Annotated in this window: 10 protein-coding genes; 1 reads left to right on the top strand and 9 read right to left on the bottom strand. The window is 68.7% G+C overall.

Annotation, left to right across the window (positions count from 1 at the left end; all coding sequences use genetic code 11):
• Positions 1 to 55: 55 nt before the first annotated feature.
• Positions 56 to 994: a hypothetical protein gene (locus J7D54_RS07380; protein ID WP_182764684.1), complete on the bottom strand. Its 939-nt coding sequence runs from the start codon at positions 992 to 994 to the stop codon at positions 56 to 58.
• The gene (locus tag J7D54_RS07375) at positions 991 to 1,629 is read right to left on the bottom strand and encodes a hypothetical protein (RefSeq protein WP_182764685.1); all 639 of its coding nucleotides are present in this window, start codon (positions 1,627 to 1,629) and stop codon (positions 991 to 993) included. The genes J7D54_RS07380 and J7D54_RS07375 overlap by 4 nt, the downstream gene beginning before the upstream one ends.
• 201 nt (positions 1,630 to 1,830) lie before the next feature.
• Here J7D54_RS07375 and J7D54_RS07370 point away from each other — a divergent pair, with 201 nt between their 5' ends.
• Positions 1,831 to 4,539 (top strand): ExeM/NucH family extracellular endonuclease, encoded by a 2,709-nt coding sequence (locus J7D54_RS07370; protein WP_182764686.1) that lies wholly within the window; start codon positions 1,831 to 1,833, stop codon positions 4,537 to 4,539.
• A gap of 66 nt (positions 4,540 to 4,605) precedes the next feature.
• Here J7D54_RS07370 and aroB read toward each other — a convergent pair whose 3' ends face one another.
• From aroB to alaS, 7 genes are read right to left on the bottom strand one after another with little or no spacing between them, the layout of a single operon-like run.
• Positions 4,606 to 5,679: a 3-dehydroquinate synthase gene (gene aroB / locus J7D54_RS07365; RefSeq protein WP_182764687.1), complete on the bottom strand. Its 1,074-nt coding sequence runs from the start codon at positions 5,677 to 5,679 to the stop codon at positions 4,606 to 4,608.
• Positions 5,676 to 6,194, bottom strand: a complete 519-nt coding sequence (locus J7D54_RS07360; RefSeq protein ID WP_182764688.1) for a shikimate kinase — start codon at positions 6,192 to 6,194, stop codon at positions 5,676 to 5,678. The genes aroB and J7D54_RS07360 overlap by 4 nt, the downstream gene beginning before the upstream one ends.
• Positions 6,191 to 7,387, bottom strand: a complete 1,197-nt coding sequence (gene aroC, locus J7D54_RS07355; RefSeq protein ID WP_182764689.1) for a chorismate synthase — start codon at positions 7,385 to 7,387, stop codon at positions 6,191 to 6,193. Before aroC ends, J7D54_RS07360 begins: the two co-directional genes overlap by 4 nt.
• A gap of 13 nt (positions 7,388 to 7,400) precedes the next feature.
• On the bottom strand, positions 7,401 to 8,228 hold the full coding sequence (locus J7D54_RS07350) for a shikimate dehydrogenase (RefSeq protein WP_182764690.1): 828 nt from the start codon (positions 8,226 to 8,228) through the stop codon (positions 7,401 to 7,403).
• Entirely contained in the window at positions 8,225 to 9,358 is a 1,134-nt protein-coding gene (gene mltG / locus J7D54_RS07345) for an endolytic transglycosylase MltG (protein WP_182764691.1), read from the bottom strand. Before mltG ends, J7D54_RS07350 begins: the two co-directional genes overlap by 4 nt.
• Complete coding sequence (ruvX, locus tag J7D54_RS07340; protein ID WP_245243898.1) at positions 9,355 to 9,816, bottom strand: Holliday junction resolvase RuvX; 462 nt, start codon at positions 9,814 to 9,816, stop codon at positions 9,355 to 9,357. Before ruvX ends, mltG begins: the two co-directional genes overlap by 4 nt.
• Positions 9,809 to 12,460 carry an alanine--tRNA ligase gene (gene alaS, locus J7D54_RS07335; RefSeq protein ID WP_182764693.1) on the bottom strand — a complete coding sequence of 884 codons (2,652 nt, stop codon included), beginning with the start codon at positions 12,458 to 12,460 and terminating at the stop codon, positions 9,809 to 9,811. The genes ruvX and alaS overlap by 8 nt, the downstream gene beginning before the upstream one ends.
• Positions 12,461 to 12,478 lie beyond the last annotated feature (18 nt).

The following is a 12,478-nucleotide window of genomic DNA, read 5'->3' as shown; positions in this document are numbered from 1 at the left end:
CCGATCGAGCCCCAACTCAGAAAAATCCGTCCACACTCCGTGTCGCGCGGGGCCCTCAGGCACCCGCCTCCTCGCGGAGAATGGCGACGACGGCGTCGCGCGTCAGGTCGAAATGGCTGCGGCCCTGCGCGTCGAGGGAACGCCGGCCGTAGTAGCCCGCGGGACCGTCGTGGCCCATGGGGCCGATCGTGTGGAAGCTGACGCGCCCCTCCCGCTTGGCCCGGTTCCACGTCGACAGGGGCGAGGTGGGCCAGCGTCCGGGGAAGGCGATGGTGCCCAGATGATGGGTGTGGTCGCGGGTGCCGGTGAGGTGCCAGAGGTGCCGCATCCTGTCCAGGCCAGGGTCGTCGCCGAAGATGCCTCCGATGCTGATCAGCGAGACGGGCACCTTGAGCGCGTGCAGGAACCACCCGGCGCCCAGTGCCATCTGCACACCGCCCGAGAGACCCATCAGGGTGACGGGCGTGCCGCTGCCGGGCCGGTATCCGTGACGCTGCAGGGCGCGCCACAGCTCCTGCGCCAGTCCGATGTTGAACGTGGGTCCGTACCGCGGGTCTGCGGAGACCAGCACCTGGGCGATGTTGCGGATGTTGATGAGGTTGTGGATGGGGTTCCAGTGCCAGTGCTCACGGGTCCAGCCGAGCACCTTCCACAGGCCCATCGTGGTCCGGTGCAGCAGCCCCCGGTTGTCGACGGCGTACGGGAACACCTCGGAGATGATGCAGGCGCCCGGCACCTCTTCGGCGACCGCGGCCAGCCAGGCGTCCTCGCGGTCCGAGAGGGTGTCGCCGCTCAGCACGGCCACCCCGGACAGGTAGACGACGAACGCCGTTGGCCCGGCGCCGGCGGCTTGGGGCGGTGGGCGCATGGGGTCGAAGGTGGCGGCGATCTCCGCCTGACCCTTGTCGGCCCACCAGCGCAGCGACTCCAGCGGCGACAGGAGAACGAACGCCGCCACCATGAGCGCCGCCCCGCCCAGGACCCAGCTGATCACGCCTGCGCCTCCCGCCGCGTCCGGTCCAGCACCGGCATGGCAGGCATCCCGGCGAGGATGTCACGGGAGGTCACGACGGTGGGCCGGCCGGTTGCGAGCGTCCAGACCCTGGAGCCCACCCAGGTGACCGGGCGCTGCAGGAGCCGCGACAGCAGTTGCATCACGAACCAGCCCGAGAGGGAGAACCCCAGCGCCCACCAGCGCCCGATGTCGAAGACCTCGGCCAGGCCGAACCAGAGGATGAGGAAACTCCAGCCCTGCAGGACGCGGCCGAAGAACATGCCGAAGTGCGGCATGGCCTGGATGAAGGCGAAAGCGAGCGGTGCCACCGATAGCAGGCCCACGAGGACCAGCGGCATCAGCGGCGCGGCGCGGCGCAGCCCCAGCGAGGTGACGCCCCAGGTAACGGCCGCCTGGACGATGTGGAGGGCGGCCAACGACACGATGTTCAGCAACAGCGTGCTGACCAGGCGCAGCCCGTGGATGCGGTTGAGCAGCAGGATGGCGGTGTGGCCGAGCATCGTGGAGGCGCCCGCGATCAGGGCCACTCCGAGGGCCGCCCAGAGGCCCACCTGTGCGAGGTGGCTGCTGTCCAGCCGCAGGGCCGCTCCCAGCGCTTCCCACACCTCCGACATGTGAAAGAGCCTACGGCAGCGGATCGGCGGCCTCCCAGGGCCGCCCGATAGGAGGGAGACGAACTTCCGGCCACCAACGGATGAACTTCGTCTAAACGATCCGCAGGGGTGAGCAAATCCTTGACAAGATCCCTTTATGGTGAGGGTCACTGTCGCCTCAATTCCGCGGCGACGTCATTTCTTCCAGTAGGAGTCCGATCCATGCGCAAGCACCTCACCGTGCTGGCTGCGACAGCGGCATTGCTCGCCGCATCATTCGTCGCTGCGCCGGCACAGGCGGTACCAGCAGATCACCTCGTCATCAACGAGGTCTACGCCCGCGGCGGTAGCGCCAACCAGCCGTTCAACAAGAAGTTCGTCGAGCTGTACAACCCGACCGCCCAGGCCATCGACCTGACGGGCTGGAAGCTCGGCTACAGCTCGGCCACCACTGCCGGCGTCGGCAGTACCTGTGGTCTCTCGGGCACAGTCGCCCCCGGCGGGTTCTTCGTCGTGGGCACGGGCACCAACAACGCCACCGTCGGCGCAGACGTCTCCGTGCAGCTCGACTGCGGCATCACCCCCAGCGGCACCAACGGTGCGATCACCCTCCTGAACGGCGACGTCGAGATCGACATCGTCGGTTACGGCACGGCGGTCCGCAACGAGACCGCCGCGGCCGTCTACACCGGTGGAAACTCCACCCCAGGCTCCATCACCCGCACCGGCGCATCCGACACGGACAACAACGCCGAGGACTTCGATTTCACCGAGACACCCACCCCGGGTTCGGACTCCTCCATCACAGGCGGCGGGACCCCCACCCCCACGCCGACGGAGACCACAACGGTCCCGACCGAGCCCACCGTGACCCCGATCGCTGAGATCCAGGGCCCGGGCGCGGCCACTCCCCTGTCCGGCCAGACCGTGACCACCACTGGCGTCGTCACGGCGGCGTATCCCACCGGCAACTTCCGCGGTGCCTACATCCAGACCCCGGGCTCCGGTGGCGTGCCCAAGGCACCCGGTGATGCTTCTGATGGCATCTTCGTCTTCGGCGACGCCGCAGCCAACGCGACGATCGGCGAGTGCTACACCGTGACCGGTACCGCCGGTGAGCACTTCACCCTGACCCAGCTCGCGAACCCCACGCTCACGCCCGCTGCCGACTGCGCCGCGGTCACCCCCACGGCGCTGACCACCTTCCCCGGCACCGACGCCGCGAAGGAAGCCTACGAAGGCATGCTCGTGCTGCCCACCGGCGGCTACACGATCACCAACAACTACGACCTGAACCGCTACGGCCAGATCGGCCTCGCCTACGGTGACGAGCCGCTGTTCACCGCCACCGACGTGGTCCGTCCCGGGCCTGAGGCCCTCGCCTACGAAGCCGAGAACCTCACCAGGCTGATCACGCTCGACGACGGCTCCAGCTGGGACTACACCAACAACGCCGCAGCCAAGAACTCGCCGTTGCCGTACCTGAGCGCGGCCACGCCGATGCGCACCGGTTCCCCGGTGACGTTCACGGAGCCGGTCATCCTCGACTACCGCTTCCAGTGGAACTTCCAGCCCACCAGCCAGGTCACGGGCGCAGAGGTCTCCTTCATCACCAGCGTGAACGACCGCCCGGCCGACGCGCCCGTGGTGGGAGGCGACATCCAGCTCGCCTCGTTCAACGTGCTGAACTACTTCGATGACCTGGGCGTCAACGAGGCCAACTGCACGTACTACAGCGACCGCGAGGGCAACCCCGTGGGCGCCAACAACTGCCAGGTGCGCGGTGCCTACTCCGAATCGGCGTTCGCCGACCAGGAGGCCAAGATCGTCACGGCCATCAACAAGCTGGACGCCGATGTCGTGGGCCTTCAGGAGATCGAGAACAGCGCCGCCATCACCTACCTGGCCGGCCAGCCCCGCGACAAGGCGCTCTCCACCCTGGTGGCCGCGCTCAACGCAGCCGGCGGCAACTGGGCGTTCGCACCCAGCCCCACAGTGGCAACCCCGAACGAGGATGTCATCCGCACGGCCTTCATCTACAACCCCGACACCGTCCAGCTCGTCGGCCCGTCCTACATCCTGCTCGACCCGGCGTTCGCTGACGCGCGCAACCCGCTGGCCCAGGAGTTCCAGGCCAAGGGCAGCACCACCACGTTCGTCGCGATCGTGAACCACTTCAAGTCGAAGGGTTCCGGTGAAGACGACGGCACCGGCCAGGGCAACGCCAACCCCTCCCGCGAGGCTCAGGCCAAGGCCCTCAGCACCTGGGCGAACACGTTCGAGGCTTTCGCCGACAAGCCCGTGTTCCTGATGGGCGACTTCAACGCGTACACGATGGAGACCCCGGTCCAGTTCATCGAGGACGCCGGCTTCACCAACCTGACCCAGGGTGGCGTGACCGAGGACGCGACCTACCAGTTCAGCGGCCGCCTCGGTTCGCTGGACCACGTGTTCGCCAATGACGCGGCCCTGGCCCTCGTCACCGATGCGGCGGTCTGGAACATCAACGGCGACGAGTCGATCGCGTTCCAGTACTCGCGCCGCAACTACAACATCACCGATTTCCACGCCGTCGACGAGTTCGCGTCGTCGGACCACGACCCTGTCCTGGTGGGCATCAAGGCACCACAGCCGGACGTCACCTCTCCGATGATCTCCGAGATTGCACACCAGAAGCTGACGGTGGGAAGGCACTTCTCACTGCAGGTACAGGCCACCGACGATTCGGCCGACCTGACCTACAGCGTGCTCGGCAACCCCGCCTGGCTGACGATCGACGCGGACGGAACCCTCAGCGGAACACCGACCGGCCCCCGGTCGTACAAGGTGACGATCCGCGTCTCGGATCCGGCCGGCAACACGAGCAGCGACACTGTCCTGCTACAGGTCAAGCCCAAGACAGCGGCCCAGCCGCCTGTCCGCAAGCGGTAACCACACATAAACATCGGGCCCCGGCAACGCTGTGCGTTGCCGGGGTCCTTGTGCATGTCGGCCTCGTCAGCAGAGTTCGCGGTAGGCGGCTTCCATGGCCCGCTCATCCGGCGCGTCGATGATGACGGGCTTGCCGAACTCCGTGATGCCGACGATCCGCAGGATGTTGCCGCGGGCCTTCTTGTCGAGGTTCATGATGGCGCGCAGGTCCTCCCACGCCGACTGCTCGTAGCGCAGCGGCAGGCCCAATCCGCCGAGGAGGTCGTCGTGCATGGCGACCGACTCGTGGTCGAGCCCCAGCAACTGCCGCGACACCCGCGAACACCAGGCCAGGCCGACGGCGATCGCATCGCCGTGGCGCCACGTGTAGCGCGCGTGCGCCTCGATTGCGTGCCCGAGCGTGTGGCCGTAGTTGAGCGACTCACGCCCAACGCTGGCGCCCTTCGACGTCGCCTCGCGGAAATCTGCGGCCACCACCGTCGCCTTCACCTGGACGGCGCGGGTGACGAGTTCGGCGAAACGGTCGCTGCGCACATCCGCGGCATCTGCCAGGTCCTCACGCGCCAGGTCGAGGATGCGGGTGTCCGCGATGAAGCCGCACTTCAGCACCTCGGCCATGCCGGAGCGCACGTCGCGGTCCGGGAGGCTGTCGAGCAGGGCCAGGTCGCAGATCACGCCCACCGGCTCGTAGAACGCGCCCACCAGGTTCTTGCCGGCATCGAGGTTGATGCCCGTCTTGCCGCCCACCGCCGCGTCGACCATCGCGAGCACCGAGGTGGGGATGCTGATGTAGGGCACTCCCCGCAACCAGGACGCGGCCACGAAGCCGGCCAGGTCTGTGGCGGTACCGCCGCCGATCCCGATCACCAGGTCACTGCGCGTGAAACCGGCCTCAGCGAGGGCGTTCCAGCAGCGGCTCAGCATCTCCACGGTCTTGGCCGCCTCGGCATCCGGCACCGGCAGCAACAGGACGCGTTGCTCTAGCATCCCGGCCACCTGCGCGGCGATCGCCGAGAGCGGTTCGGGATGGATGATGGCCACCCTCGTCGCGTCGCCCACCAAGCCGGGCAACTGGGCGAGCGCGCCCCTGTCGATGTGGACCTCGTAGGGGCCGAGGGCGGATTCCACGCGAACGCTCATTCTTCCGCTCCTCCCTGAGCACCACGTTCAGCGGCAAGGTCGTCGGCGACCTCGGAACTGCCGTGACCATCAGTCTCCACGATCTGGGTGGCCAGCGCTTCATAAACCGGATTCCGCTCCCGCAGCAGTTCGATGAGGCGGCCGCGCACATTGCCCAGCAGCATGGGGCGTGCCTTGTTCATGCCGACTCTGCGCGTGGCCTGCCCGATGGACACCTTCAGCCAGATCACCTCGTGGCCGCCGTCGCGCAGCGCCTGCTGGATGGCCTCGTTCATCACGGAGCCACCGCCGAGCGACACCACCTCATATGCCTCGAGCAACTCCAGGGTGGCCTCCTGCTCGAGGGCACGGAAGTACGCCTCGCCCTCGTCGGCGAAGATCTCCGCGACGGGCTTGCCCTCAACCTCTTCGATGCGCTGGTCCACGTCGACGAAGGTCTTGCCCAGCTTCCGGGCGAGCCTCTTGCCGACGGTGGACTTGCCTGCGCCGGGGGCGCCGACCAGAACGATGCTCATCGGCCGATCTCCAGGCCGCGGGCGGCCACGTCTGCCAGGTAGGACTCGTAGTTGCGGCGGGTCTCCCCCACGGAGTCGCCGCCGAACTTCTCCAGCGCGACCTCCGCCAGCACGAGCGCCACCATGGCCTCACCCACGACGCCGGCGGCGGGCACGGCACACACGTCTGAGCGCTGGTGGTGGGCCGCGGCGGCCTCACCGGTGGTGGTGTCGATGGTGCGCAGCGCGCGCGGGACGGTGGCGATGGGCTTCATCGCGGCGCGGACGCGCAGCACCTCCCCGGTGGACATGCCGCCCTCGGTGCCGCCCGAGCGGTGCGAGGCGCGGCGGATGCCGCCGTCGGCGGGCAGGATCTCGTCGTGGGCCAGCGAACCGCGGGTGCGGGCGAGGGTGAAGCCGTCACCCACCTCGACGCCCTTGATGGCCTGGATGCCCATCAGCGCGCCGGCCAGCTTCGCGTCGAGGCGCCGGTCTCCCTGCGAGTGTGAACCGAGGCCCGGGGGCAGTCCCCAGGCCAGCACCTCGACGACGCCGCCCATGGTGTCGCCCTCCTTCTGGCAGGCCTCCACCTCTGCCTGCATCGCGACGGAGGCCTCAGCGTCGAAGCACCGCACCGGGTCCTCGTCGATGGCGGCCAGGTCCGCGATGGTGGGGAGGTCTTCGCGGCCGGCCCGCACGGGGCCCAGTTCCACCACGTGGCTCAGCACGGTGATGCCGAAGGCCTGATCGAGGAACGCCTGCGCGATGGTGCCCAGCGCGACGCGGGCGGCGGTCTCCCGGGCGGAGGCGCGTTCGAGCAGCGGGCGGGCCTCGTCGAAGTCGTACTTCTGCATGCCGGCCAGGTCTGCGTGACCGGGGCGGGGACGCGTGAGCTTGGCGTTGCGGGCCAACTCAGCCAGCTCTGCCTCGTCCACGTGACCAGGCGCCATCACCCTCTGCCACTTGGGCCACTCGGTGTTGCCGATCATGACGGCGATGGGCGAACCGATCGTCTCCCCGTGGCGGAAACCGCCCAGCAGGGTGAGTTCATCGGCCTCGAACTTCATCCGTGCCCCGCGGCCGACGCCCAGCCGGCGACGGGCGAGGTTCCGGGCGATCTCCTCGACACCCACTCGTACATGGGCCGGGATGCCTTCCATGGTGGCGATGAGCGCTTGGCCATGGGATTCACCGGCAGTCAGGTATCGAAGCATGAGGGTTATTGTGTCAGAGAAGGGAGCGCCTCTTGAGTTCCCGACCGGCTGCCGAACGGCAGTCCTCGAACGTCACGCGGTGCCCGGTGAGCAGGAAGAACTGGTCCACCGCCTGACCGGCCAGGAGGTCAAGGCCGTTGAGCGAGAAACGGCCGGCTTCCCGGGCCGCGAGCCCGAGCGGCGTCGGCCAGGGGTCGTAGACCGCATCGAAGACGACCGTGGCCTCCGCGGCCAGTTTCGTCGCGTGCTCGGCCGTGGCCGGGGCGGGGATGGTGCTGGCCACGAGGTCGACGGGCCCGACGCCCTCCCCCAGCAGGCTGACCTCGGCGTGCAGCCCGAGGGTACGGGCCAGCTCCAGGATCGACGCCGCCCGCTCCGGGCGCCGGGCCAGCACGATGACCTCCCTGGTCTCGAGCCCCGCGAGGGCGAGCACCAGCGAACGCGCCGTGGCGCCGTTGCCGAGGATGGCCGCTGCGCGGGGCGTGCCGAGGCTGTGCGCCCGCCACGCCCGGACGAAGCCGGGCACGTCGGTGTTGTAGACCCTGGGCTGAGCCCCGAAGACGAGGGTGTTGCCGCTGCCCACCAGCCGGGTGGGTTCGTCGGCCTCCCCGTAGGCCAGCACGGCCTCCTTGTGCGGGGCGGTGACGCTGAGACCGGCCCAGGCCGGGTCGTTCAGGCGGGCCCGCACGAAGCCGTCGAGTTCCTCGGGCGTGACGGTGACGGCGTCATAGCGCCATACGAGGCCGTTGGCGTGGTAGCCGGCGCGGTGGATGGCCGGCGACAACGAATGTTCGGCCGGGTCGCCGATCACGGCGGCCCGGTAGCGACCTCCGGCGCTCATCCGCTGCAGCGGCCGGTGTTCGCCTGGCACCAGGCCTGGAACTCGGCCTGGTTGGCCTGGTGCTCCTCCAGGGTGGCGGCGAACTTCGTCTCGCCGGTGTCCAGGTTGACCGTCACGAAGAAGAGCGCGTCTGTGTCTGCCGGGTTGAGCGCGGCGAGGAGGGCCGATTCGCCGGGGTTGCTGATGGGGCCCGGCGGGTAGCCCTTGTGCACATAGGTGTTGTACGGCGACGGGTTCTGGCGTTCCTCGGCCGTGGTGGTGACCGTGTCCCACCTCTGCACTGCGTAGTGGACGGTGGAGTCCATCTGCAGCGGCATGCCGGCGTTGATGCGGTTGTAGATCACGCGCGCCACCATCGGCTGGTCCTTGGCGCTGCTGACCTCTGCGGCGATGATCGACGCGGTGGTGACGATGTTGCGAGGCGTGACGCCCAGCGCCTGCGCCCCCTCCTCCAGCTTGATCTTGTCCGCCACGCGGTTGAACTGCGACACCTGGGTGGCGATCAGGTGCGAGGCGACCGCCGGCTCCCCCACCTGGTAGGTGGACGGGAACAGGAAGCCCTCCAACTGGCCGTTGGCATAGCCGGGCAGCGGGTAGATGGTGGGATCTGCTGCCGCGGCCTCCATGTCGGCGTAGGTCAACCCGATCACGGAGTTGGCCGGCCGTTCCATGATCTGCCACTGCCTGACGGACACGGTGCCTTCGGGGAAGGTCACCATCAGGCGCTCCACGTTTTCCGGATCCAGCAGCATCGTGAACGCCGTCTCAGCCGGCAGTTCCTTCTTCAGGTTGAAGCGCCCTGCCTGGAGCTGGTCCGACTCGCCGCTGCGCGTGGCCACCTGGCGGAAGGTGCGGGTGGACTTGATGACACCCGCCTCGCGCAGGATCTCGCCGATCTGCGTGATGCTTGCACCCCGGGGGATGACGATCTGGACGTCGTCCGTGCCCTCCCCCATGTAGTCCTCGGCGGTGCGCCAGGACACGTAGGCGTCGTTGGCCTTCGAGTAGACGAACCAACCGCCGCCGATGAGCACCGCCAGCGACAGCAGCACCGCAAAGGCGCTGCGCGCCGTGTAACCCAGGCGGCGCCAGTTGAGACGACCATCGTTATCGGTGAACTTCGCGTTCACTCTGCCTCCAGCTCTACAGATTCTCCGACCGGGTGTCCCGTTCGCCCTTCGGCGTCGAGGGTCCGCTGCAGGATCTCCACGGCCGCAGCCTGGTCGATGACCCTGCGCTGCTGCTTGGCGCGACGACCTGCGTCGCCCAGACTACGGGATGCCGACGCGGTGCTCATTCTTTCGTCGACGAGCCGCACCGGTGTCGCCGTGATCACCCGGGCGAGCTGGGCCGCCTTCTCGACGACGAATTGCGCGGCGAAGCTGCGTTCACCGGCGAGGGTGAGCGGGAGCCCCACGTAGACAACCTCAGGCTCGTACTCCGCCACGATGGCCGCCAGTCGCTGCATCTCGCCGGGGCCCGCCGGCACGGTCTCGACCGGGTAGGCGAAGGAGACCCCGGCGTTGCACGCCGCGACCCCGATCCTCGCCTTGCCCCAGTCGATCCCGAGGCGCGCACCCTCAGGCACGCTCCTCCAGCGCGGTGCGGACAGCGGCGATGGCCTGCGGGCCGGCGGACGCATCGGTGCCGCCGCCCTGGGCCAGGTCGTCCTTGCCGCCGCCCTTGCCGCCCATTGCTGCGCACGCGACGGAGATCAGGCGTCCGGCTCCGAGCCCCAGACCGCGAGCGGCCTCGTTGGTGGCCACGATCGCCGTCGGCTTGTCTGCGCCACCGATCAGCGCGACGACGCCGGGCCCGCTCCCGAGCCGCTCGCGCAGGTCGAGCGCCAGGGTGCGCAGCTCGTTGCCACCCACCCCGGGCGTCTCCACGCCGAGGAAACGGACGCCGTTGACGTCCACCGCCTGCTCGACGAGCGAGGCGGCGCCGGCGAGCAACTTCTCGGACTGGAGCTTGGCGATCGCCTTCTCCGCATCCTTGAGCTGGGCCACCATCTTCTCGACCCGCTCCACGAGGTTGTCCGGGCGCACCCGCAGGGCGTCGGTCAGCTGGTTGACGAGCGCGCGCTCAGCCGCGAACTTGGCGAACGCATCCGTGCTGACCAGCGCCTCGACGCGGCGCACACCGGAGCCGATCGACGACTCGCTGAGCAGGTTGAGCACACCGATCTCCGCGGTGTTGGCGACGTGGGTGCCCCCACACAGTTCACGCGACCACGGCCCCGCGAGCTCGACCATGCGCACGACCGGCGGATACTTCTCGCCGAACATCGCCATGGCGCCGAGTGCCTTGGCGTCCTCCAGCTTCATCTCCTGGGCGCTCACGGCGTAGTTGGCGATGATCGCCTCGTTGGCCCGGGCCTCGACCTCCGCCTTGAGCTGGTCCGACAGGCCCTTCGGCGAGGAGAAGTCGAAGCGCATGTAGCCGGGCTTGTTGTACGAGCCCGCCTGCGTCGCGTTGGAGCCCACCAGTTCGCGCAGCGCGGCGTGCACGATGTGCGTGGCGGTGTGCGCCTGGCAGGCACCGTGGCGCGCTGCGGCGTCGACGCGGGCGTCAACCTGCGCACCGAGCGGCAGTTCGCCGAACACCTCCACCCGGTGCACGACAAGGCCGGGCACGGGGCGCTGCACATCGATCACGTCGAGCGAGAACCCGTCGCCGACGATGGTGCCGCGGTCTGCGTCCTGGCCGCCGGCCTCCGCGTAGAACGGGGTCTCCGTCAGCACGATCTCGACGGTGGTGCCGTCCGTTGCACGGTCGACGTTCACGCCGTCGGCGATGATCCCGCGCACGCTGGTGGCCACGGAGAGGTCCGTGTAGCCGAGGAAGGGTACCTCACCCTTCTCGCGCAGCTGACGGTAGGCCTCCACCGAGGCGGCCCCGCCCTTCTTCGCCTTGGAGTCCGCGCGGGCGCGCTCCTTCTGCTCCTTCATGAGCTCGTCGAACTTGGCGCGGTCCACTGAGAGGCCGGCCTCGCTGGCCATCTCCATGGTGAGGTCGATCGGGAACCCGTACGTGTCGTGCAGCTGGAAGGCCTTGTCACCGGGCAGCGTGGTGGTGGCCGACTTCTTCACCTCGCCGACGGCGGTGTCGAACATGACGGTGCCGGACTGCAGGGTGCGACGGAAGGACTCTTCCTCAGCGTAGGCGGACTGGGACACCCGGCCCCAGGCCTCTTCGATCTCCGGGAACGACCCCAGCATGGCGGCCTTGGACACGGGCAACAGTTCCTGCAGCACTGGGTCACCCACGCCGAGGAGGCGCATGGCGCGCACGACGCGGCGCAGGAGGCGACGCAGCACGTAGCCGCGCGCCTCGTTGCCGGGGGTCACGCCGTCGGTCATCAGCATGAGGCCGGAGCGCACGTGGTCTGCCACGACGCGGAACCGGACGTCGTCCACGTCCGAGGCGCCGTAGGCCTTGCCCGAGAGCTCGGCCGCCTTGGCGATGACGGGGTACACCTCGTCGATCTCGTACATGTTCGCCACCCCCTGCTTCAGGTAGGCGACGCGTTCGAGGCCGGAGCCGGTGTCGATGTTGCGGTGGGGCAAGGGGCGCAGGACGTCGAAGTCGTCCTTGCGGCGCACCGCGGAGAGCTCCTCCTGCTGGAACACGAGGTTCCAGATCTCGAGGAAGCGGTCCTCGTCTGCCTCCGGGCCGCCGTCGGGGCCGAACTCCGGCCCGCGGTCGATGTAGATCTCCGAGCAAGGCCCACCGGGGCCGGGAACGCCCATGTGCCAGTAGTTGTCCTTGAGCCCGCGCTCCTGGATGTGTTCGCGCGGGATGCCCATCGTGCGCCAGAGGTCCATGGTCTCCTGGTCACCGTGGAGCGCGGTGACCCACACCTTGTCGGCGTCGAAACCCCATCCACCGTCGGCCTCGGAACCCGTCACCAGGTCAAAGGCGTACTGGATGGCGCCTTCCTTGAAGTAGTCGCCGAACGCGAAGTTGCCCAGCATCTGGAAGAAGGTGCCGTGCCGGGTGGTCTTGCCCACCTCGTCGATGTCGAGGGTGCGGACGCACTTCTGCGAGCTCACGGCGCGCTTGTACGGTGCGGGCTCGTCGCCCAGGAAGTAGGGCTTGAACGGCACCATGCCCGCGTTCACGAACAGCAGCGTGGGGTCGTTGTACAACAGCGATGCGCTGGGGACCTTGGTGTGGTCCCGTGCCGCGAAGAAGTCGACGAACCTGCTCCGGATATCGGAGGTCTTCATAAGTGTGGTTCCTTGAAA

Source organism: Tessaracoccus sp. MC1865 (genome assembly GCF_017815535.1).
Classification (GTDB): domain Bacteria; phylum Actinomycetota; class Actinomycetes; order Propionibacteriales; family Propionibacteriaceae; genus Arachnia.
This window is presented reverse-complemented; position numbering and strand designations above follow the sequence as displayed.

Excerpts from the sequence above, each read along its gene's own strand:
- J7D54_RS07360 (WP_182764688.1), bottom strand. The coding sequence starts at position 6,194 with ATGAGCATCGTTCTGGTCGGCGCCCCCGGCGCAGGCAAGTCCACCGTC.
- J7D54_RS07375 (WP_182764685.1), bottom strand. The coding sequence starts at position 1,629 with ATGTCGGAGGTGTGGGAAGCGCTGGGAGCGGCCCTGCGGCTGGACAGC.
- alaS (WP_182764693.1), bottom strand. The coding sequence starts at position 12,460 with ATGAAGACCTCCGATATCCGGAGCAGGTTCGTCGACTTCTTCGCGGCA.
- aroC (WP_182764689.1), bottom strand. The coding sequence starts at position 7,387 with ATGCTTCGATACCTGACTGCCGGTGAATCCCATGGCCAAGCGCTCATC.
- J7D54_RS07350 (WP_182764690.1), bottom strand. The coding sequence starts at position 8,228 with ATGAGCGCCGGAGGTCGCTACCGGGCCGCCGTGATCGGCGACCCGGCC.
- J7D54_RS07370 (WP_182764686.1), top strand. The coding sequence starts at position 1,831 with ATGCGCAAGCACCTCACCGTGCTGGCTGCGACAGCGGCATTGCTCGCC.
- aroB (WP_182764687.1), bottom strand. The coding sequence starts at position 5,679 with ATGAGCGTTCGCGTGGAATCCGCCCTCGGCCCCTACGAGGTCCACATC.